The sequence below is a fragment of the Vibrio sp. 10N.261.51.C6 genome, from assembly GCF_041471785.1.
Taxonomy (GTDB): domain Bacteria; phylum Pseudomonadota; class Gammaproteobacteria; order Enterobacterales; family Vibrionaceae; genus Vibrio; species Vibrio crassostreae_C.
The window spans coordinates 32,313-52,074 of sequence record NZ_JBFRPB010000018.1; the positions used below are offsets into that span (position 1 = coordinate 32,313).

General features: G+C 43.5%; 21 protein-coding genes. 12 read left to right on the forward strand and 9 right to left on the reverse strand.

Annotation, left to right across the window (positions count from 1 at the left end; genetic code table 11):
- Positions 1-89 precede the first annotated feature (89 nt).
- Positions 90-929 (reverse strand): LysR family transcriptional regulator, encoded by an 840-nt coding sequence (locus AB4375_RS04245; RefSeq protein WP_017068280.1) that lies wholly within the window; start codon positions 927-929, stop codon positions 90-92.
- 193 nt (positions 930-1,122) lie between these two features.
- Here AB4375_RS04245 and gntH point away from each other — a divergent pair, with 193 nt between their 5' ends.
- The 4 genes from gntH (at position 1,123) to AB4375_RS04265 (ending at position 4,688) form a co-directional block, all read left to right on the forward strand.
- The gene (gntH, locus tag AB4375_RS04250; RefSeq protein ID WP_017068281.1) at positions 1,123-2,748 is read left to right on the forward strand and encodes a guanitoxin biosynthesis MBL fold metallo-hydrolase GntH; all 1,626 of its coding nucleotides are present in this window, start codon (positions 1,123-1,125) and stop codon (positions 2,746-2,748) included.
- Positions 2,749-2,874: 126 nt separating this feature from the next.
- Complete coding sequence (locus AB4375_RS04255; protein ID WP_017068282.1) at positions 2,875-3,390, forward strand: hypothetical protein; 516 nt, start codon at positions 2,875-2,877, stop codon at positions 3,388-3,390.
- Between the two features lie 185 nt (positions 3,391-3,575).
- Entirely contained in the window at positions 3,576-4,085 is a 510-nt protein-coding gene (locus AB4375_RS04260; RefSeq protein ID WP_372051075.1) for a hypothetical protein, read from the forward strand.
- 114 nt (positions 4,086-4,199) lie between these two features.
- Positions 4,200-4,688: a GNAT family N-acetyltransferase gene (locus AB4375_RS04265; RefSeq protein WP_048658534.1), complete on the forward strand. Its 489-nt coding sequence runs from the start codon at positions 4,200-4,202 to the stop codon at positions 4,686-4,688.
- A 139-nt stretch (positions 4,689-4,827) separates the two neighbouring features.
- On the opposite strand, the gene AB4375_RS04270 is transcribed toward AB4375_RS04265, so the two are convergent.
- On the reverse strand, positions 4,828-5,403 hold the full coding sequence (locus AB4375_RS04270; protein ID WP_017059167.1) for a nucleoside triphosphate pyrophosphohydrolase family protein: 576 nt from the start codon (positions 5,401-5,403) through the stop codon (positions 4,828-4,830).
- A 213-nt stretch (positions 5,404-5,616) separates the two neighbouring features.
- Here AB4375_RS04270 and AB4375_RS04275 point away from each other — a divergent pair, with 213 nt between their 5' ends.
- On the forward strand, positions 5,617-6,687 hold the full coding sequence (locus tag AB4375_RS04275) for a diguanylate cyclase domain-containing protein (protein ID WP_372051076.1): 1,071 nt from the start codon (positions 5,617-5,619) through the stop codon (positions 6,685-6,687).
- A gap of 28 nt (positions 6,688-6,715) precedes the next feature.
- Here the strand turns inward: AB4375_RS04275 and AB4375_RS04280 are convergent, their stop codons facing one another.
- Both AB4375_RS04280 and AB4375_RS04285 read right to left on the reverse strand, forming a co-directional pair.
- A complete protein-coding gene (locus AB4375_RS04280; RefSeq protein WP_017066169.1) occupies positions 6,716-7,282 on the reverse strand; it encodes a DUF1415 domain-containing protein in 567 nt (188 codons plus the stop codon).
- 85 nt (positions 7,283-7,367) lie between these two features.
- Positions 7,368-8,567, reverse strand: coding sequence for an MFS transporter (locus tag AB4375_RS04285; RefSeq protein ID WP_017068286.1), 1,200 nt, complete (start codon positions 8,565-8,567; stop codon positions 7,368-7,370).
- Positions 8,568-8,677: 110 nt separating this feature from the next.
- On the opposite strand from AB4375_RS04285, the gene AB4375_RS04290 reads away from it, so the two are divergent.
- Positions 8,678-9,550, forward strand: a complete 873-nt coding sequence (locus tag AB4375_RS04290) for a LysR family transcriptional regulator (RefSeq protein WP_017065533.1) — start codon at positions 8,678-8,680, stop codon at positions 9,548-9,550.
- An 89-nt stretch (positions 9,551-9,639) separates the two neighbouring features.
- On the opposite strand, the gene AB4375_RS04295 is transcribed toward AB4375_RS04290, so the two are convergent.
- Positions 9,640-9,876: a glutaredoxin family protein gene (locus AB4375_RS04295; protein WP_016786183.1), complete on the reverse strand. Its 237-nt coding sequence runs from the start codon at positions 9,874-9,876 to the stop codon at positions 9,640-9,642.
- A 153-nt stretch (positions 9,877-10,029) separates the two neighbouring features.
- Here AB4375_RS04295 and AB4375_RS04300 point away from each other — a divergent pair, with 153 nt between their 5' ends.
- Together AB4375_RS04300 and rlmF are read left to right on the forward strand one after the other, a co-directional pair.
- Positions 10,030-10,527: a YgjP-like metallopeptidase domain-containing protein gene (locus AB4375_RS04300; protein WP_004734935.1), complete on the forward strand. Its 498-nt coding sequence runs from the start codon at positions 10,030-10,032 to the stop codon at positions 10,525-10,527.
- A gap of 4 nt (positions 10,528-10,531) precedes the next feature.
- Positions 10,532-11,854, forward strand: coding sequence for a 23S rRNA (adenine(1618)-N(6))-methyltransferase RlmF (gene rlmF / locus AB4375_RS04305; protein ID WP_372051077.1), 1,323 nt, complete (start codon positions 10,532-10,534; stop codon positions 11,852-11,854).
- Positions 11,855-11,942: 88 nt separating this feature from the next.
- Here rlmF and pilW read toward each other — a convergent pair whose 3' ends face one another.
- Positions 11,943-12,710, reverse strand: coding sequence for a type IV pilus biogenesis/stability protein PilW (gene pilW, locus AB4375_RS04310; protein ID WP_372051078.1), 768 nt, complete (start codon positions 12,708-12,710; stop codon positions 11,943-11,945).
- A 168-nt stretch (positions 12,711-12,878) separates the two neighbouring features.
- Positions 12,879-13,820: a homoserine O-succinyltransferase gene (metA, locus tag AB4375_RS04315; protein WP_017059174.1), complete on the reverse strand. Its 942-nt coding sequence runs from the start codon at positions 13,818-13,820 to the stop codon at positions 12,879-12,881.
- A 275-nt stretch (positions 13,821-14,095) separates the two neighbouring features.
- Between metA and AB4375_RS04320 the strand changes: the two genes are divergently transcribed.
- A complete protein-coding gene (locus tag AB4375_RS04320) occupies positions 14,096-14,464 on the forward strand; it encodes an ATP-binding protein (RefSeq protein WP_017068289.1) in 369 nt (122 codons plus the stop codon).
- Between the two features lie 78 nt (positions 14,465-14,542).
- Positions 14,543-14,965 (forward strand): DUF3859 domain-containing protein, encoded by a 423-nt coding sequence (locus AB4375_RS04325; RefSeq protein WP_371721610.1) that lies wholly within the window; start codon positions 14,543-14,545, stop codon positions 14,963-14,965.
- A 108-nt stretch (positions 14,966-15,073) separates the two neighbouring features.
- Here AB4375_RS04325 and AB4375_RS04330 read toward each other — a convergent pair whose 3' ends face one another.
- Complete coding sequence (locus AB4375_RS04330) at positions 15,074-16,180, reverse strand: M20/M25/M40 family metallo-hydrolase (RefSeq protein WP_372051079.1); 1,107 nt, start codon at positions 16,178-16,180, stop codon at positions 15,074-15,076.
- 261 nt (positions 16,181-16,441) lie between these two features.
- On the opposite strand from AB4375_RS04330, the gene AB4375_RS04335 reads away from it, so the two are divergent.
- Positions 16,442-18,400: a diguanylate cyclase domain-containing protein gene (locus AB4375_RS04335; protein ID WP_372051080.1), complete on the forward strand. Its 1,959-nt coding sequence runs from the start codon at positions 16,442-16,444 to the stop codon at positions 18,398-18,400.
- A 135-nt stretch (positions 18,401-18,535) separates the two neighbouring features.
- Here AB4375_RS04335 and AB4375_RS04340 read toward each other — a convergent pair whose 3' ends face one another.
- Complete coding sequence (locus AB4375_RS04340) at positions 18,536-18,721, reverse strand: hypothetical protein (RefSeq protein ID WP_017059179.1); 186 nt, start codon at positions 18,719-18,721, stop codon at positions 18,536-18,538.
- A gap of 273 nt (positions 18,722-18,994) precedes the next feature.
- On the opposite strand from AB4375_RS04340, the gene AB4375_RS04345 reads away from it, so the two are divergent.
- Entirely contained in the window at positions 18,995-19,654 is a 660-nt protein-coding gene (locus AB4375_RS04345; RefSeq protein ID WP_017065541.1) for a DUF2726 domain-containing protein, read from the forward strand.
- Positions 19,655-19,762 lie beyond the last annotated feature (108 nt).

The window sequence follows — 19,762 nt, forward strand, 5'->3', positions numbered from 1 at the left end:
AGTGTCGTTCTATTGAATTAACTTGCTAGAGAGTATGTGATTAAACTGAATTTATATTAATAGGGTTAACTTTAGTTAAAACCTCAGTTTCATTTATGTTTCCTTAATGCTGATTTGATTGCTTCACGGGTTTTGATGTGCTGTTCGTCTTTAGCGTAGCGGCGGTGATAGAGCATTCGAAACGTGATCGGTCTTAATTTGATGGGGATAGGGTGAACGCGTAAGCCAAGCGCTGGTGCAAGCATTTCTGCAAAAGAGCGAGTAGAAGCGGCGATATAATCTGTCGTGCTTGCCAAAATCAGCATGCTTGAAATTGAGCTGGTTTCAATTCTGACTTTTCTCGGCTCGATATCGCTCTCTGATAAAAACTCGACCGTGTTCATGTTGGCGCGTTTGATCTTGAGCGCAATATGTTCCTCTTGGAAATACTCTTCTTTACTTAGTGTCTCACCAATTCGAGGGTGGTTGATTCGAGTCAGACACACGGGCTCCTCATCGACGATGGTTTCTTCAATCAATGAGTGTTTCTTACTCGAAAGTACATCAATGACGATATCTACTTTTTGTGCAGTAAGCGCATCAAACAGTTCTTCCTCTTCGAGTGGCGCTTCCGTAAAGCTTACGCCTTCAACCTGGCTAACGAAATGAAGCAAGCTCTCTGTGCAATAGACTTTAAGGTCATTCTTTTGCTGCTCAACCGTTCCAATGATGTTCAATGGGTCTTCTATCTTATTAGCGAGTGATACCGCTGCTCCAGTGGGCGCGATACCTCGTCCTTCTCTCACAAATAAAGCCTTGCCCACGACACCTTCGAGTCTCTTAATCGCCGCGCTTACCGCGGGTTGAGAAATATCGAGCTGCTCTGATGCCACGGTGATAGAGCTGTGTTTGTAAACGGCCAAAAATGTCGTCAGTAGATTAAGGTCCAAATTCAGTTCCCTCTATTCTTATTGCCACTCATCCAAATCATGGTGGAGTCGTTATTAACTCATAAATGAAATGGAGGTTTTAAGTAAAGTTTACACTATATATCAAGGTTCTGTTTATTAATAAACTTGTTTGCATCGGAGTGAGGAAGGAACTTCATTCATTTACTAAATACTCAGACCGATAGGTGAAACTATGAGAACTTTCGCAAAATTATCAATCATCTCTACAGCAATGATCATCACGACAACCGCTTTTGCTGCTGACCCAATGATGCAATACAACACCAAGCAAACTAACTCTGATATTCAAAAACTCGAGAAATTTGAATATCACGAGGGTGAAACCCTTGAAGAGTATCTGAGCACTCAACCTAAGGGGAACTTGTACTCTTCAGAAGAAGAGGTGCTTTCTGTGTTAATGGGCGGTGTAAACAATGGTGACTATCGCAAAGAAACCAATTCAGGTTGGAAAGAAGGCCTGATGTTTGAGGGCATTGCACCTTATGGCGATCACATGGTGTCGGGCGCCAACTGGTTCCCACGCACTGAAGAAGTTCAACCGGATGAAATGCGTGTCACGTTCATGGGGACATCACCAATGATTCGCCCGGGGCAGGCAAACACCTCGATATACGTCGAATTGGGTAACGGCTCTAACTTTGTCTTTGATTTAGGTGAAGGATCAATTGCGAACTACGTAGCGGCGGGTGTCGCGATGAATGAACTCGACCATATCTTCATTACTCACTTACACGTAGACCATTACGGCTCGTTACCTTACCTGTATCAATTTGGTGGTTGGAATGGTCGCTGGGAAAAGCCGCTTAACATTTATGGTCCGAGTGGTGCGACTCCAGAATATGGCACTCGTCATATGATTGAAGGCATGCAGCAAATGTTGAACTGGCACACCGACGCATTTGATGTGTTTCCATCAGGCAACGACATAGTGGTACACGAGTTTGATTTCCGCGACGACGGAGGTGTTATCTATGACCAAGACAATGTGGAAGTGATTCACTGGCGACGCAGTCACGCAAAAGATGGCGCGTCTGGTTACCGCTTGAATTGGACTCAAGATGACGGTCGAGTGCTTTCGTTTGTTTGGACAGGAGACGGTCGCCCAACCGAGTTAGATTTGAAATACGCAAAAGGTGCAGACTTGTTCATTACTGAGCTGCAAACCGAAACGTTTGGTGTGTCTTCGATTATTCAAGGTGTGCCGCCATTCTTAGCACGTTACACCGTTGATACTCACCATACACCAGCGTACGCGGCGGGTTATGTGGCGAATGAAGTACAACCGCGCTTGTTCATGACAACGCACATGACATTCGACCCATATCTCAATGAGGAAACCGTTGCAGAGGTTCGCCACCATTGGCAAGGGCCTTACCACTTCGGTGCGCCAGATGGCATTGTCGTTAACATGACTAAAGATAATGCGTGGGTTCGTGAAGGTATTTTACCTGATTTCCCGAATGCGCGAGCGCCACAATTTGATATGGCCGATGGGTCTGACTTTAGAATCCCGCTGCCGAAAAACAGCCGTGAAGACATACAAGAACAAGAGATTCGTGATTTAGAGTTGGATCCAAAACTGTACTACCCAGAAGGCTACCACCCAGAGCTGTTAACTGAGTGGCCAGTCGACCGTGACATCGTGATCCCAGCTGAACAAGTACCAGAAGCAATGAAGCAAGGTATGAACACCAAGCAAGAATACATGGATAGAGTGCGTGCTCACCACAATCTTGAGCGCAAGTCGGTAAGTCGTCCAACTGAGCCTGGTGAAGGAGCAGGAACCGACAACAAATAGGGTATTTGTAGTGAGGGCTGATATTGCCCTCACATCCTAAAAAGTTAGGTAAATAAACCCATTCTCTTACTCAATCATAAAAACTATTGCTTACAACATCTTTGCTTAGAATATCTGGAGTTCATTATGAAAAAATCAATTTTAGCGGTCGTCATTCTATCTTTAGTGTCAGCGTCTGTTTTCGCTAACGGACAATCAAATGCTCACAACTATCAACCTGGTGCGACGAATAACTCAGAACGTTTAGCGGATATTGATCCTAACTACGAACTGACCTTACCTTCAGAAAAAGAAGGCTACACCATGTATGACAACCAATCCATGTCTGATGGCGGGACCTACACAACGTATGTCAAACCGAATCCTTCCGATGCAATGCATGTCGCCGATGAAGGCTCGCTAAAAATAACGCATGGAGAAGGTGGTGTCATTATGACGGAATACACCACAAAGAATGGGCAACACACGTTTTCAGTGATGTGCGGCTACACTTCGGGTCCATCATACTGGGCTGACGGAAAACCAGCGAAGGTATGTGAAGAGGCGCAAGCACTAGCGGTTGCATTGGAAGCAAAAGGTGAATGGGAGGTGAAGCCAATGACTTACACCATCGCACCAGCAAGAATCGTAGTTGATAAGTGATTTTTGTCTATAGAACGCTCGTTATATCGAGCCTCGTTATCCAATCATATTGATTATTTGTAGTGAGACAGAGGGGTACTCAGGCTGAAATGGTCTTGAAGTTCCCCTTAACTTAGCTCATCTCACAAGAAGCTAAGTCAGCCAACTAATCAAATTTGTATTCGAAAATACAGAAGGTCTATCCTATGAAAAATACCATTAAACTACTGGCTATCGCATGTGTTTTACTTACTCCAATGCTTGTAGCCGCTGCTGAACATAGTCACAGTCACAATCATTTCAACCCTGCACTAGAACAACTTGGCGACGACATTATTGGTCTAACCGTGTGTTACAAAAATGGTCATCTCTCTGATGAAAACCAAGAACCTGCTTTTATGAACCTTATCAACCACGCCAATGTTGAAGGAGAGGAGTTGGGGATGTTCTACATGGACAAATTGGGCCCTAAAGCCGAGCAAATCATGAGTGATGATGAGGCTCGACGTTTATGGACCGAAGAATATTGTGCTGATTTAACTGATACCTATTTGGACTCACACAAGTTAGCTCAAAGAGCAAATGAACACAAAGGTTATTCCCACGGACACGATCATGGTCATCACCATAATCATGACCACCATGGACATGGCGATTTAACGCCGGAGGTACTTGAGCAAGATATTGAGAGAGGGCGTTTACTCAGTATCAATTAAGCCCAATAAGATAAGTTCATCTAACCTATTGTTAAATATTCACTATTTGTTAGTGTGTTTAGGTGCACATTGAGGATGTGTTTCATATTTAGCGAAGAAATATTAGGAGTTGCGATGAGTATTATAGTGAGACGGTCTGAGCCGTCAGATGCGAAGGGAATAAAAGAAGTTTACGAATGCACTAATGCTTATACCGGTACGCTGCAACTCCCAAATCCATCTCTGGAAAGCTGGCAAAAACGAATCTCTAATATACCTGACAACGTGTACTCGTATGTCGCGATGATCGACGATGAGATTGTTGGCAACTTGGGAATGGAAGTGTGCGTGAATCCAAGAAGACGACATGTGGCTTCATTTGGTATGGGTGTTAAAGACGATGTGCTAGGCAAAGGTGTGGGTAGTCAACTGCTCGCGACCGCGATCGACTTGTGTGATAACTGGATTAACATCAAGCGAATGGAGTTAACGGTATACACCGATAATGAAAGAGCGATCAGCCTGTATAAGAAGTTCGGTTTCGTGATTGAAGGAGAGTCCGCAGGGTTCGCTTTCAGAAATGGCGAATATGTGGCGGCTTATCATATGGCTCGACTGGTATAGCATTTAGCTACGATTAACACAGTTAGAATTAACTGACAGATAATAAAACGCCACGTTATTTAAACGTGGCGTTTGCTATTTTGGTGCGCTGGTGCTTTAAAGAGCTACAGCCATAACCTTAGTTCAGTCGTAAACTTAGTTAAGCCGTTAGTGGCTCAAGGTTCGCAGGACGGTAGTGTACAGATTTTAGTACTTTACCTTGGCGAACTGTCTTGCCTTCCGATACGAAATCTTCCGCACACTTAGCGATGATGTATTCGCCTTTTTGAACCGCCATCAGCTTGATGTTCTGCTCAGCATAGAAAGCTTCTGTTTCAGCATATTCAGTTTCGTTGCGACATACTTTGCTCATGTTGCTTGAGTGTACTTCGTCCCAGCAAGGTAAGAAGTCAATTGAGCGGTTTTTAGAAACATTCAACAGTAGGTCGATCAGGTAGCTGATTGCTAGGTTGTCTTCAACCTTAGCTTGGCCAAGGTGAACCAGACGTCCCATCAAAACATAAACGCTGTCTACGATAGCGTCCGCTTGTTCGATTTTAGAGTCAGCTTCTGCAAGTTCTGTTAGTTCTTCGATCGCTAGAGAGGTATGTAGCGTATCGCCTTTTTCGTCCATTGTTTCAGGAGCAGCAACAGGCAGATCAAAAGTACTGCGGAACTCTTCAATGTCGCGGTAAAGGTGATCGTAGATTTCTTGGCTTAGTTGAGAAAGGTTCATTTTCCTATCCATTCTGTTTCGTTAATGGATTATTTTACCAAAGCTAGGAATAGGGTGCTAACGCAAAGTCGAATAAGTCGACTTTTATTCATTGGACCAATGAGGTATTTTGCATACAAACCAATTGATTATTATGTTTTTTTACACTTTACTCTTCTTAATATACCAAATATTAATGTTGCCATTAACTTCGGCTGCAGTGGGATCCCAGTTATGAACCAAGCCAGTGAAAGCGAAATTGTTATACGTCGCTTGTATCAAATCACCAATGATTACCGGAAGGGCTTCGATATTCAGATCGCTCAGCTGCTTATCATGGGGCTTGAACGCTTCAACCTTGATATCGGTATTTTATCTAAAGTCGAGGGTAATTCTTATTTAGTCGAGCACTGTGTTACGCCAGAAGGGGTTGAACTCAATAGCGGTGACACCTTCGATTATCGTTCAACCTATTGCGAAATTACATGTAAATCGATTGGTCCTATCTGCATTGAGCATTGTGGCAAACACGATAAGTATGCGAAGCATCCTGCTTACCAGTCTTTTGGCTTGGAGTCTTATATTGGGGTTCCCATTTTCGTTAATGATGAGCTTTATGGCACCTTAAACTTTTCAAGCCCAGCACCCTATCATCGTGAGTTCAAAGAGTTCGATGTCGACGTGATGAGACTAATGGCATCATGGATCGAAGTGGAGCTGGTTAGAAGACAGCAAGAACGAAAACTCAAAGAGCTGAATGAGAAGTTAGAGTACCAAGCTCTTTATGACCCTCTTACACACTTACCGAATAGACGTTGCTTGTTCAAAACGTTGAACGCAGAAGTGGAGCAGTTAAAAGGATCTTTAGGAAAGGGAACCTTAGCGGTTGTCGACATCGATTTCTTTAAGGTCGTTAATGATACTTACGGTCATCAAATGGGTGATGTTGTCTTAAAGAAAGTGGCGAACGTGCTGAGCAATAACACTCAAGAAGGTGAGTTTGTGGCGCGCTTTGGTGGCGAGGAGTTCATTCTTTGGTACCCAAATAAAACACCAAATTATGTTGAAGATAAGTTCATGACTCTTTTGCAAGAGATGAAGAAAATCACACTGGATAGAAAGCCTGTCACTATATCAATCGGTGCGTGTCATTTTGAGTTGAGTACAGGGGATACCAAAGGGGAAAGGATGTCGGCGTTAGATAAGCTCATCAAAGTTGCCGATGAATGCCTGTATATTGCGAAACAAAATGGACGAGATCAGTTCATTTCTCGTCCATATCATCAAGAACGCTCAGGAATATGAGCCATTTTGTTAGCGATTAACTGAACGATTAGCTGAACAGATAAGGGAACAGTTTACGACGCTCTTCTGGCGTTAAAGACTCAACTCTTGCGATGTTGGTGTCTGGGATCGCTTCAGGGTTAGGGTAGTGCTTCAGTACCTTTTCCATGCTTGCTTCACGAATCAAATGGTAAACAGGGTATGGAGAGCGATTCGTTAGGTTTTCATCGTCTTCTGGATCCGCACCACCAAAGCAATAGTCAGGATGGAACGTTGCCACTTGGTAAACGCCTTCCCAGTCTTGCTGTTTGATCAACGCTTCAACCCAATCAATGAACATGTTGTAGTCGAAGAAGTCTTGCAGCATGTTAGGAACCACCACTAAAGTCGTCTCTAATTCAGCGACTGGCGTGTTATCTAACTCTACGAAATGCGTCATGATGTCTTGCAACAACGCTTCTTCCGTATTTGCTTCACTCACAAAGATCTTAATCTGTTTATTACGTTGTGGCTTGGCTGCGAATGGACACAGGTTTAGGCCAATAACGACATCGTCTAACCACTGTTTTACTTGGTCGTGGATGGTTTGAAGATCTGTGCTTTGAGTGTTCGACATAACAGGTTCCGAAATGAAATTTTGCGTAGGATATCAGAACGGACGTCAATCAAAAGCAATAATTGAGTTACAACCTTAGTCGTACTTATGCTTGTGCGAGTTTAGAGGCCGATACTTGAAGTTGTTTTAATTGGTAGACCCAAGCAAATATCGCAACATAGAAGATTGAACCGCCCGCAATCACGCCATTCCAACCGAACAGTTGCCAGCAATACAAGAGTAAGAAACCACCTAAGCTCCCGCCAATATAATAGTGAACCAAGTAAAGTGCGGTTGCTGTCGCCTTAGCGCTCGGCGCTTTTTGACTTACCCAAGAGTAGGCAAGGGTATGGGCGAAGAACGCGCCGCCACTAATCAATAACAAGCCTGCTAGCATGAACGGGACTTTGTCGACGGCAGAAATTAGCATTCCGATTAAGCTAATACACACGCCCATCAATATACCGTTTAACGGATCAAAGCGAAGTGTCCATTTGTTGGATAGCTTAGAACTTACCGTTCCGGCCAGATAACATAGGAATATCAGTGAAGCTAAACCAACGGGTACCGAGTGAGGCGCAGATACTAGCCTGAAGCCCATTACTGAATACAAGTTAACGAACAGGGCAAAGTTAGCGCCACCAATCAACATCGCGAGCCACAAGGTACGGTTTCTTAAATGCATCACTACCGAGCGGTTATGATGAAAGAACAACCCTTTCTGAGGTTTGAAGTTTTGTTGGTCAGGCAGGCTATAAGCAATATAGAGTGCGCCAAGCAAAGAGCCGACAACGAAAAACAGTACAGTTGCATGCCAATCGAAATAGTCTGTAATTAAGCCGCCTAATACACGTCCGAAGATTCCACCCAATGAGTTGGCCGCAATATAACCTCCAATCGCGACAGCAAAGGCTTTGGGTGTTAACTCCTCAACCATATAGGCAACCGCCACACCAGCAAACGCCGCCACAGCGATGCCCATAAATGCGCGGGCAATAACGAGTTGCAACAAGGTAGTCGTGAACACCATGCTTAACCCTATTAATGGGATAGCGAACAGACTGAACAGAATAATGGGTTTACGACCAAAGGTTTCAGAGGCAATTGCCCAAGGTACCAAGCTAATCGAAAGGCCGAGTGTTGTAGCAGCAAACAGCCAGTTGATCTGAGTTTCAGATACTTGGAAGTGCTCCGCCATGTGCGGCAAGATTGGCTGAAAGAGGTAAAGGTTACAGAAAATGATAAACGAGCCAATCGCCAATGATTGGGTGATGCGTTTGTATTGAAGACTGCCTTTATCAAACATTTACGTTGTGCCTGCACGAGTTAGTAAGCTATTTGTGAACAAGTTATCAGCACAAGTGTGATTAAAGAAATATATTAAAAATATCACCTCTATATATTAAATATATCGCCATGCTTGAATCAAAACCTCTTCGACATTTTCTGGCTGTTGCGCAGTTTGGTAACTTCACTCAGGCCGCCAAAGCGCTGCATATCGCGCAGCCCGCATTGAGCATTTCTATTAAAAAACTAGAACAGACGCTTGAGTTGATTCTATTCCGTCGAGGAGATAAATCCGTCACCTTAACGGAAGAGGGAAAGGTACTGTTTGAGCATGCGAAGCGAATCGCCCAGCAGTTTGATGACGCTCAACTCGCGATGAATGAGCTAAAGGGGTTAGAGAAAGGCGAGGTTCGATTAGGCGCTCCAAGTATGATGGGCAGTTATTTTTTTCCCCAAGTCGTGATGGCCTTTAAAAGCCAATACCCAAACCTAAAGTTGACCTTGATTGATGCAGGCACCGCATCTATTCGTGAAATGCTGTTAAACGGCGAACTCGATATTGGCGTAATCAACCATGAAAACGTGCCTGATGATCTTGAAACTGACCACCTGTTAAGCTCAGAAATGTTAGCTGTAGTTGGCAAAGATCACCCACTGGCAACGCAACCATCCATCACCTTTGAAGAATTTTTTGCTCAAGAGCTGATCATGTTCAAATCGGGCTACTTCCACCGCGATTTTATCGATGCGACTTGTAAGAAGTACAATCTCGATATGACCATTGCGTTCGAAACCAATTTATTGCCAATGATTCTTTCTATCGTGAAGCGAGAGTTTGCCATCACCGCGTTGCTTAGCTTGGTGACAGAATACGAGGAAGATGTCGTAGGCGTGCCATTTAAAGACCCTGTGAAACTGAACCTATCTTTGGCGTGGAGAAAGGAAGGGTATCTGTCAAAAGCAGACCGAACCTTTATTGATTTCGTTAAGCGGTATGTGTGATTTAGTAAGATTTAAATAAACAAAGCCCGAACATCCTAGATTGGATATTCGGGCTTTGTTGTATAGAAGTATGACTGGCTCAGAGCACGTTAGGTGTTCTTTGAGTTATACATCTTATCGAAGTTCTTCTGATTCCAGCCGACCATCACTTGATCGCCGATTTTAAGCACGGGGATAGAACGAGCACCCATTGCTTGCAATTCTTTACGGCCACGCTGCATCTTTGCATTCGTCAGGCGGTAAACAATTTTCTTAGAGTCTAAATACCTTTGGGCATCTTTACAGTGCGGGCATTTGTCTGCGACGTACAATACAACACGTTTCATTTTTACAATCTCTTTTTGAGTGTAGCTCTTGGTGAATCTCGCTAAAGTGTAACGAATCCTAGGTGATTAGAAAAGTGTGATCAGTTACACTATGCGGCTCAATTTTCAAGACCACAACGTATTGTCGTGGTGTAACTTGTACGGTCTTTCAGCATGCATCCTTCTTTACGCTATATTCAAGGCTATCCTAAGCACATTCTTGATCCTGTTACTCAACTTGTAGAGTCGGGTAAATTGGTGCCTTGGTTTGAAGCTCGCTACCCAAAGAATCATGAAATAAAAAGCGAGAAAGCCCTGTTTGACTATGCGATTGAGATAAAAAATCGCTACATGAAAAAAACACCACCGATCAGCAAAGTGATTTACGACGGCAAGATACACCTAATCAATAATGCGTTAGGTCTGCATTCTTACGTTGCTAAGAATCACGGTGGAAAGATCAAATCAAAGAATGAAATTCGTATCGCCAGTGTTTTTAAAAATGCACCAGAACCTTTGCTAAGAATGCTGGTGGTACACGAACTGGCGCATATCAAAGAGAAAGAGCACGACAAAGCCTTTTACCAACTATGCTGTCACATGGAACCGGAATATCATCAACTTGAGTTGGATGCCCGTTTATTCATGATGTATTTAGATTTAAAGAAGTAGCCCAATGAGCCAATCACAAAATAGAACGACGCTAAGCCTGTCGAAAAACAGCACTTCATCAGCAAAAACAAAAGACAACCAAGCTGATGTTAAGCCAAGTACAGCTAAGCCAAGCAGCGACAAGCGTATTTCTACAAAGAACACATCTGATAAAAGCCGCAAGAATAGCGCACCTAAAGGCGCGGGCAATAACAAAGCAAAGCGACCTTTTGCAAAAGACAGTAAAGGGAAGCAGGGTGCAAATAAAGGATCATCGAATAAGGGTTCTTTCAATAAAACGGCTTTTAACAAGAACGCAGCTCAGAAAAGACGCTCGGCTGAAAAACCTCAAGGTGGATTACACCCAAGAAACCAGCACACTGGCCGCTATAACTTCGAGTTACTAGTTGCAGCCTTGCCTGAGCTAAAAGAGCACCTGACCAAGAACCCAGTAGGAGAAGACACCATTAACTTCTCTGATCCATTGGCCGTTAAGCTACTCAACAAAGCTTTGTTAGCACACCACTATGGCGTTAAACATTGGGATATTCCTGCTGGTTACTTGTGCCCGCCAATTCCTGGTCGTGCAGACTACATTCACAGAGTGGCCGACATCCTTAATAGCGATGGCCAAGGTGAACCCTATAACCACGCGTCTGTGAAAGCATTAGATATTGGTGTCGGTGCAAACTGTATCTACCCAATCATTGGTGCGACAGAGTATAAGTGGCGTTGTACAGGGACAGATGTTGATTCAGTCTCCATCAAAACAGCGAACTTCATAGCGGAAAGCAACCCTAATCTAAAAGGTAAGATCCGCGCTCGCCTACAAGCTGACTCTGAATCTATCTTTAAGGGCGTGATTAAGGATAATGAACGTTACGATGTCACTATTTGTAATCCTCCATTCCACAGCTCTCTTGAAGAGGCTGAAAAGGGGTCACAACGTAAACTGGATAATCTAGCGGCGAACCGTGCTAAGAAAGCCGGTCAGTCATTCAAGCCTGAAACGAACAAGAAGCCAGTTAAGTTAGATAAATCAACTAAGCAAGCTAAACCAACCTTAAACTTTGGTGGTCAAAAAGCCGAGCTTTGGTGCCCAGGTGGTGAAGCCGCTTTCATTATGAAGATGGCAAGAGAGAGTCAACTTTTTGCTACTCAAGTTTTGTGGTTTACGACATTGATTTCTAAGAAAGACAACGTCGATATGGTTCGTTCAGAACTGGGTAAGCTGCGAGCTAAACAAGTGAAAGTCGTCGAGATGTCACAAGGCCAGAAGGTAAGTCGCTTTATCGCATGGACCTTTATGGACGACGAGCAAAGACAAGAGTGGATCGCGCTAAAATAGTGGCTGTACTTAGTTAAGATACTAAGCAGAAATACGAACGGGCTTGTTGTTTACGCAACAAGCCCGTTTTTAGTGTTTTGCATATAAGCTAAGCAGAAAGCAACTCATCTAACTTACTCTGATATTTCTTCTCAAGAGCTCTGTTACCGGCTTTGTTTTCGAGATCGACCAAGATTTGAAGCGATGGAATTTGATAGCCATAACGCTGGTGGAATTTGAATAAACGAAGTCGAGCTTCGTTGTAATCGGCGTCACTTACTTCAATTTTTGATAACTGTAGTATTGATTTTACGCGGTTTGGATCGTGGTCAATCGCTCTGCTGAAGTAGTACTTCGCTTGGTCTGTATTGCCAGCCTTAAATGCACAAAACGCCGCGTTTTCATAACTTGCAGACACCAAGTAGTAGTAAGGTTGGTCGATAGCGCGATTAAAGTATTTATCAGCTTGCTCGTATTCGCCCTGTTTACACAAGAAGGTACCGTAGTTGTTCAATACATTACCGTTTCTTGAATCAAGACTGAGTGCTTTGCGGTAAGTGGTTCTCGCTTCGTCTACTTCGCCCACTTGTTCGTAGTAATGCGCCATTGAAAGCCGAGCACGGTAGTAGCTAGGTGCGTGTTTAATCGCGAGCTCAAGGTTTTCACGTGCTCTTACCATATTACCTTGTCCCATATAGCCCAAACCTAATTCGATTCGAGATTCAGACATCGCGATAGGATCACTTTCAATCTTTGGCGGTCCTTCAGTAACAGAGACACAACCGACCAACGAAAGCGAGGCAAGTAGTACCACACTTGATAACGAAAGAGGGCGGGACAACGAAATCGGATTTGAAAATGATAGCTTGGCAGGCATGTGAAGCTCCTTATGAACACCAACCCATCATATGAAATCAAACCCATTGAAGTCGTAAATCTATCATGGAATGCGACCCACACACCATAAAAAAACCGCGTCCAATTCGTCGTTTTATCAACAACATACTGAACACGGTTTATGTGTTTGTGAATCGGAAGAAAGAACTTAATCGTCTTTGGTAAAGTTGTCTTCGCTGAAATGATCCAGATCGTAAGGCGTTTGTTGGTAAACGCAGTAGTTTAGCCAGTTTGAGAACAACAAGTGTCCGTGGCTGCGCCAGCTTGCAACCGGTTTGTTGTCTGGATTGTTATTCGGGTAGTAGTTGATTGGTATCACAGGCTCCATGCCTTCACCCAAATCTCGAATGTACTCATTGTGAAGTGTGTGAGAGTCGTACTCAGGGTGACCCGTTACAAACACGTTTCGTTTATCTTTGGTCGCCGCTAGATATACACCCGCAACATCAGAAGTCGCAAGAACATCAAGGTCGGTATGCTCTGCTAAGTACTCTTGAGAGAAGTCCGCATAGCGAGAGTGCGGAGCTAAGAATGTATCGTCGAAGCCACGTAAAATAGGGTGGTATGGGTTATGTATCTCGTGATTATAAACACCAGACAACTTCTCTTTACGCGTGCGTTTTGGCAAATCATAGAGTAATTTCAAACCAGCCTGAGCTGCCCAACACACGTATAGCGTTGAAGTAACGTGCTTGTTTGCCCATTCCATGATGGTTTTCAGGTGATCCCAGTAGATCACATCTTCAAATTGAACCAAGCCAAGCGGCGCACCAGTGATGATCAATCCATCAAAGTTTCTCCCTTTGACCATTTCAAATTGGCGGTAGAAGTTATCAAGGTGTTCAGTCGGTGTGTTTTTACTTGGTCGGTCATCAATGCGCAGCAGCTCTACATCCACTTGCAATGGGCTGTTCGATAGTAGGCGTAAAAATTGAGTTTCAGTTTCAATCTTCTTCGGCATTAGGTTGAGGATCAAGACTCGAAGTGGACGAATTTCCTGTGTCGATGCTCTTGATAACGGCATAACGAAGATGTTTTCTTCACGAAGAACATCGGATGCTGGCAATTGGTCTGGAATGCGAATAGGCACAGCTTTCTCCCTAAGCTAGATATGTAGACGTCCATACATCTAAATCTATAGTAGTTTGATACGCTTGTCGATATGCAAAATGGATAGATGTAAATTATTTGTGTTTTCTATCAGAAGCCATCCCTGCGCTTCGAGGGGAGTCTCATTGTATTCAGTGGTTATCGGAGTCTTGTGTAAGTAGTTGGTTTTCGGATGCTGAGCAGAGGCAGTTATCAGAGCAACTCGTTACTATTTACGATAAACTCATGTTTTCAAATTAGCCTGTACAGTGACAGATGAAGTTAATACTCATTCGAGGGTTGCCCGGCTCTGGCAAATCAACAAAAGCAAAAACCTACGATGCATTGCATGTCGAAGCCGATATGTATTATGTGAATGAGCAAGGTGAGTACCATTTTGATCCTAGGCAGCTGCAACAAGCTCATGAGTGGTGTCAAAACACAGCTGAAAACGGCTTAAAGCAAGGGCTTGATGTGGTTGTTTCAAATACCTTTATTAAGCATTGGGAAATGAGAGCCTACCGCCAACTTGCACGCAAATATAAAGCAGAATTAATTATCGAAGTCTGCCGAGAGCAATATGGCACTATTCACGACATTGAACCTTCAGTAATTAAGCGTATGGCGAAAGACTGGCAAGAATAGCCTCGTTCTTCTTCTGCTTGCGTGGCTGAATGGCAAATAGAATTAAATTAATAGAACAACTTCAAGGTAACGATTGAAATGGCAAAGCGCTCAGTTGTGGTCGACATGACTTCTTATGGTATCTATTCCACGTGGGATTCCAAATCTAAAGACCTTCCAAAAATCCAAGAGTTCACCACCACCGTTGATGCTGAAATCGACGTAGAGTTTGGCTATATCCTGAATATCAAAAAAGCCAAAGGTGAGAAGATCCGTTACTGCATTTATCACCCAAACATCACCACAGACAAAGGTGAAGTGCTCGAACCGTTTGGTGGTGAGGAGTATGTCGGTAACAATGACTGGGATTTCTACTTAGGTGACACTATCTGGGCTCCTGTCTCGAACAAGCTAGGAAAGTGGCGCATGACGGTTGAGCTAAAAGGCAACATCATCGCCGACAAGACATTCGACCTAGTAGCAAAAGACGAAGGCCAATTCTGGAAGCGTAGAGGGTTTTAGATTCGACCTTCTATGTTCACCTAAACAACAAAAAGCCGAGCATCGTGATGATGTCTCGGCTTTTTTCATTGTGCTAGATAGAAGTGACTACCTAACTAATGGATTCGATTATTGCGTTACGTAAGCCACAACAAACTCAGTGATTGCGACCATGTCTTTCACTGCAATGTACTCTTCAGTGGTGTGAACTTTCGCCATACCAGTAGAAAGGTTAACTGTTGTCAGGCCTTTTGCGTTGAAGTTGTTTGCATCGCTACCGCCGCCAGTGCGTTTAGTGTTCGCTGTGACGCCAAGCTTCTCAAACGCCGATTTGATAGAAAGAATGTGCGGATGATCGTCTGCAATAAAGAATGCATCGTAAGCACGAGTTGATTCGATTTCTACTTCAGCGCCGAACTGCTTAGCACTTTCTTGGAATGTAGAGATCATATGTTCAACTTGAGCCGTTAGCTTTTCGCCGTTTAGAGAACGTGCTTCAGCCACGACTTTAAGCTCTGGCATTACGATGTTAGTTGCTTGACCACCTTCAACAATACCAACGTTTGCTGTCGTTTCTTCATCGATACGAAGTAGGTTCATCTTAGTGATAGCGTCTGCAGCAACTTGAATTGCGCTGATGCCTTCTTCTGGTGCTAAACCAGCGTGAGCAGGGCGACCTTTGATTTTAGCAACAATCTTCTGCTGGCCAGGCGCTGCGTTTACGATAGTGCCAATTGGACCGCCTGTATCAAGTACGATTGCGTGCTCAGATTGAATGTAAGACATATCGAAGTTCAAAGAGCCGAACAGACCGCCTTCTTCGAATACAGTAAATGCAATCTCGATAGTTTTGTGCTCTTGTCCTTCAGCTTTAATGCAACGAACCGCTTCCATGATAGCTGCGATACCAGACTTGTCGTCACCACCTAGAATTGTGTTGCCTTTTGAACGGATGATACCGTCTTCGATGATTGGCTCAATGCCGATGCCTGGCGTTACTGTGTCCATGTGGCAGCTGAACACTGTGCTACCTGGAAGAGTGCCATCTAGACGAGCGTAGATGTTGAAACCATTAGACACTTCTTCAGGAACCGCCAGTTTGTGAACTTCAAAACCTAGTTCACCGAGTTGCTCAGCCAAAGCTTCAGCAATCGCTTTTTCGTTACGAGATTCACTATCAATTTTCACTAGATCGCAGAAATGTTCTACAAGACGTTGTTCATTAATTTGGGTCATTGTTAATTCTCATTATGCTTCCGCTTGTTCAAAAAGAAGCCGCGGAGGTAGGAACAGGAAAATCACTATAACGCCAATGAGGTAGATGATTGTCTGAGTTAAATCAAGAAAGTTGCCTGATTATTCTAATTAATGAGAAAAACCCAATTCAGATCCACCAGTGCGCAGGATTTTAATCTGTATATCTGTCGGGTATAATGTTTGACCGCTCTTAAAAAAACGTCAATAAAATTGGAATTCAATCAATAATGGCCCTGATAAATGAATAGAAACAATGTGTTAGGTTCATTCCTTTTCGTGGTGCTGATGAGTATTGTGCTGGGGCTGTATTTGCTCTATCCAACTTATAACGACGATTTAAAGCATATTCGCCCTGAAAACCCGAGTGTTTATAGTCCAGAGAAAGAGTTATCACTCTCTCAATATGGATCTGCGTTGATCGATATTCTCGATGTATCTCGCGGTGACCCTAATTTAGCTTCCCAACAACTTGAGGCTCTCCAAGCCAAGTTCCCAGACCAAGATAAAGCCATCTATCGTGCTTACGAATTGATGATTTTGTCCAACCTCGCGCAACATAAGTTGGATACCGAAGCTGTTTCCGAATACGTCAGGCAGATTAAAGCACTCGCACAACACGAACATATGGGTTGGTTAAAGGCCCAATCTCTCGTTGAATTAGCGATCGAATACATCAGTACGGGTGAGCTAGCGGAATCTGAAATCCAAATCAGAGCTGCGATAGATATCGCAGAATCGCTTCACTATGAAGAGTTGTTGATTAAGGCCTATAACACGGCTGGTGTCATCAATAACATCCGCAATGACTTTCCTGAAGCTCAATACTTTTTCCATAAAGGTTTAGACCTTGGTAAGAAGTACCCTCATCACATCTACAACAGCAAGTTAGTGTCAAATATGGCACTGCTTTATATCTATTTGGAAGACTGGCCTAAAGCGCTCAAGCTGATTAAAAGAGCCAAAAAGCTCTATTACAAGAGTGGACTACTCGAAGCGTCTACCATCGGCGTGCTGCATGTGAATGAGTCTTTTGCTTATCTGCGCAGTGGTGATTTAGTCAAAGGCCGAGAAGCATATCAAAGTGCGGCTAAGCTAAATGGCGATAACGTGAGTGAACGATACAAAATCATCCTATTAAAAGCAGAGAGTGATGTGTTGTTGGCGGAAAAGAACTTTGAGTCAGCACGACAAGTCGCAAACTTGTGTCTTAGATACCCAGGCGTGGACAAATACACACTTCAATTGGGGCAGTGTTACCTAAATAGAGCCTTAGCGAACATTGGTTTGAACCGAGATAATTTTGTTTTTGCTGATCTAAAGCGATCGTCTGCAATGTTCGATGTTGTGGGGACTCGCAGCTGGAAGGTCCTCGGCTTAAGAACACTTGCTGAATACTATGATTCGAGAGGCGACAGCGAGAACGCACTTCGTTACTTCAAACTCTATTACAAGGGCAACAAAGCGCTGCTATTTGATAAGCGCCAGAGTGATATCTTTTTACTCGAGCAAGATTTCGCTACGGCATCATTAGCTCAAGAAAACGAACTGCTTAACGCAGAAAAAGAGTTGGGTGAGCTGACATTAGATAAGCAGCAATTACGGAATCGAATCGTCGTCGCTTTGGGTATCATGGTGATGATAAGCGCCACGTTACTATTGATAAGGTTACGCTCGATCCAGAAGACCAACAAAGAACTACTTAAGCAATCAACAAGATGCGAACTGACAGGCTTATACAATAGGCGTTACTTAGAGCAACGGTTAACTCAGCCGATGCCACATCATTTGTCGTCGTTTGGGTATACGCTCGCTATTCTAGATTTAGACCGCTTCAAACAAGTTAATGACACTTATGGGCATGATATTGGTGACCAAGTGCTGGTGGAAGTCGCTAAGCGTTTAGAGAAAATCTTATCAACAAACGATGTAGTGGCAAGATGGGGTGGGGAAGAGTTTGTTTTGTTGCTGGCTGGGAATCAAGATCCTAATAAAGAGCTTAAGCTTATAAGGCAAGCGATCGCTGACCGAGCGATTGAAACGCATTCTGGCCCATTAGAATTAACCACATCGATTGGTGCGACAACTCATCTAACGGGGCAACAGTTGAATAGCCGTACCTATAAGAAACACTTGAAATCGGCAGACGATGCTTTGTATCAAGCTAAGCAGTCAGGGCGCAATAAAGTCGTTATCATTTGAGTTCCTAAACTTAGTTAATCCCCTGCAATCAAGAAACCTGAACTTCAATAACTAAGCGAATAAGAGTGCTTATCTGAACTAATACGGCTATTTACTCTTATTCGCTTAATTCATACTGTGATTTGGCTTGGTGGGTTACTTAGCGACACCTTGAAGCATTTCAACCAATTCGCCTTCTGTCGCTGGTTCGCTAGCGAGTTCAATCACAGCCGAAGCTCCTCCCTTTAACATGTAGGCTTGGGTTCCGCAGTGGTCATAGTGGAACCATTTACCATCTACGCATACGTCGGTATAACATCTTGGGTCTTGTTTAAGTTCCATATCAATTTCCTTATTAACATTTACCTAACGTTTTTCAGACTAGTTGATCACAAATCTAGGTAAATTGATCTAAATCAATCTAGAGTGTAATTGATGATTTAATTATCAAAATAAGAGAGGTGTGTCTAGCGAAGGAGCGACCTCTCGTTGGGCACTGCGCTCAAAGGTCGTGATTCTGGTTGGCAACTCTCGCTCTTTTGCTTGCCAGGTGATGCTTTTCTACATACGCTAGCTACTCTCTTAATCCCTATACAGACTTGATTGTGTTGGAAAATGACTAATATCTTTATCGTTGTAATTGTTCTGGTTGTGTTCTTTTACTTTATTCAAAAGTATGTGGTGAAACACGATGACACCAAAGACCACGCTTATCAGAAGAAAGGCGCGTTGATGTCGGCGCAACAGGCGACATTCTATAATGCGCTAAAATCAGCTGTGGGCAACCATGGGGAAGTGTTTGCTAAAGTCAGCATGTCGAACGTACTTGTTCCTGCTAAGACGAACAATAAGAAGAATTGGTTTATCGCCAACAACAAGATCTCACGTAGTTACTTCGACTTTGTTGTTTGCGACCCGCGAACGCTAGAGCCCCGCGTTATTATCGAACTTGATAACGGCAAAGAGCTCAATAAAGGGAAAGTCGATCGCGAAAAGCTACTAATTCACGTGTGTAAATCGGCAGGTTTACCTCTGATTGGTGCATCTATTAAACACAGCTACCAAGTGAGCCGTTTGAAGAGGTTACTGGCAGCACACATCGATTTAATCGAGCCATCAAAAGAAGTGCGATTTTGTAAGAAGTGTGGTAGCCCAATGATCATCAAACTGGCAAGCCAAGGCGATTACAAAGGCCGACGCTTCTTCACTTGTAGCCGCCAGCCAAACTGCACCTATACCGAAAACTACAACGTTGTATTCGATGTTGAAGAATAGTTGGTATCGATAGTAATGCATCCGGTTGGACTCCATTCAATCGCTTAGATACGAATAAGTTATACAAACTAAAAAGCCGAGCATTGATTATGAACTGACCCCCAATAG

Excerpts from the sequence above, each read along its gene's own strand:
- gntH (WP_017068281.1), top strand. The coding sequence starts at position 1,123 with ATGAGAACTTTCGCAAAATTATCAATCATCTCTACAGCAATGATCATC.
- AB4375_RS04255 (WP_017068282.1), top strand. The coding sequence starts at position 2,875 with ATGAAAAAATCAATTTTAGCGGTCGTCATTCTATCTTTAGTGTCAGCG.
- AB4375_RS04260 (WP_372051075.1), top strand. The coding sequence starts at position 3,576 with ATGAAAAATACCATTAAACTACTGGCTATCGCATGTGTTTTACTTACT.
- AB4375_RS04265 (WP_048658534.1), top strand. The coding sequence starts at position 4,200 with ATGAGTATTATAGTGAGACGGTCTGAGCCGTCAGATGCGAAGGGAATA.
- AB4375_RS04270 (WP_017059167.1), bottom strand. The coding sequence starts at position 5,403 with ATGAACCTTTCTCAACTAAGCCAAGAAATCTACGATCACCTTTACCGC.
- AB4375_RS04275 (WP_372051076.1), top strand. The coding sequence starts at position 5,617 with ATGAACCAAGCCAGTGAAAGCGAAATTGTTATACGTCGCTTGTATCAA.
- AB4375_RS04280 (WP_017066169.1), bottom strand. The coding sequence starts at position 7,282 with ATGTCGAACACTCAAAGCACAGATCTTCAAACCATCCACGACCAAGTA.
- AB4375_RS04285 (WP_017068286.1), bottom strand. The coding sequence starts at position 8,567 with ATGTTTGATAAAGGCAGTCTTCAATACAAACGCATCACCCAATCATTG.
- AB4375_RS04290 (WP_017065533.1), top strand. The coding sequence starts at position 8,678 with ATGCTTGAATCAAAACCTCTTCGACATTTTCTGGCTGTTGCGCAGTTT.
- AB4375_RS04295 (WP_016786183.1), bottom strand. The coding sequence starts at position 9,876 with ATGAAACGTGTTGTATTGTACGTCGCAGACAAATGCCCGCACTGTAAA.
- AB4375_RS04300 (WP_004734935.1), top strand. The coding sequence starts at position 10,030 with ATGCATCCTTCTTTACGCTATATTCAAGGCTATCCTAAGCACATTCTT.
- rlmF (WP_372051077.1), top strand. The coding sequence starts at position 10,532 with ATGAGCCAATCACAAAATAGAACGACGCTAAGCCTGTCGAAAAACAGC.
- pilW (WP_372051078.1), bottom strand. The coding sequence starts at position 12,710 with ATGCCTGCCAAGCTATCATTTTCAAATCCGATTTCGTTGTCCCGCCCT.
- AB4375_RS04320 (WP_017068289.1), top strand. The coding sequence starts at position 14,096 with ATGAAGTTAATACTCATTCGAGGGTTGCCCGGCTCTGGCAAATCAACA.
- AB4375_RS04325 (WP_371721610.1), top strand. The coding sequence starts at position 14,543 with ATGGCAAAGCGCTCAGTTGTGGTCGACATGACTTCTTATGGTATCTAT.
- AB4375_RS04330 (WP_372051079.1), bottom strand. The coding sequence starts at position 16,180 with ATGACCCAAATTAATGAACAACGTCTTGTAGAACATTTCTGCGATCTA.
- AB4375_RS04335 (WP_372051080.1), top strand. The coding sequence starts at position 16,442 with ATGAATAGAAACAATGTGTTAGGTTCATTCCTTTTCGTGGTGCTGATG.
- AB4375_RS04340 (WP_017059179.1), bottom strand. The coding sequence starts at position 18,721 with ATGGAACTTAAACAAGACCCAAGATGTTATACCGACGTATGCGTAGAT.
- AB4375_RS04345 (WP_017065541.1), top strand. The coding sequence starts at position 18,995 with ATGACTAATATCTTTATCGTTGTAATTGTTCTGGTTGTGTTCTTTTAC.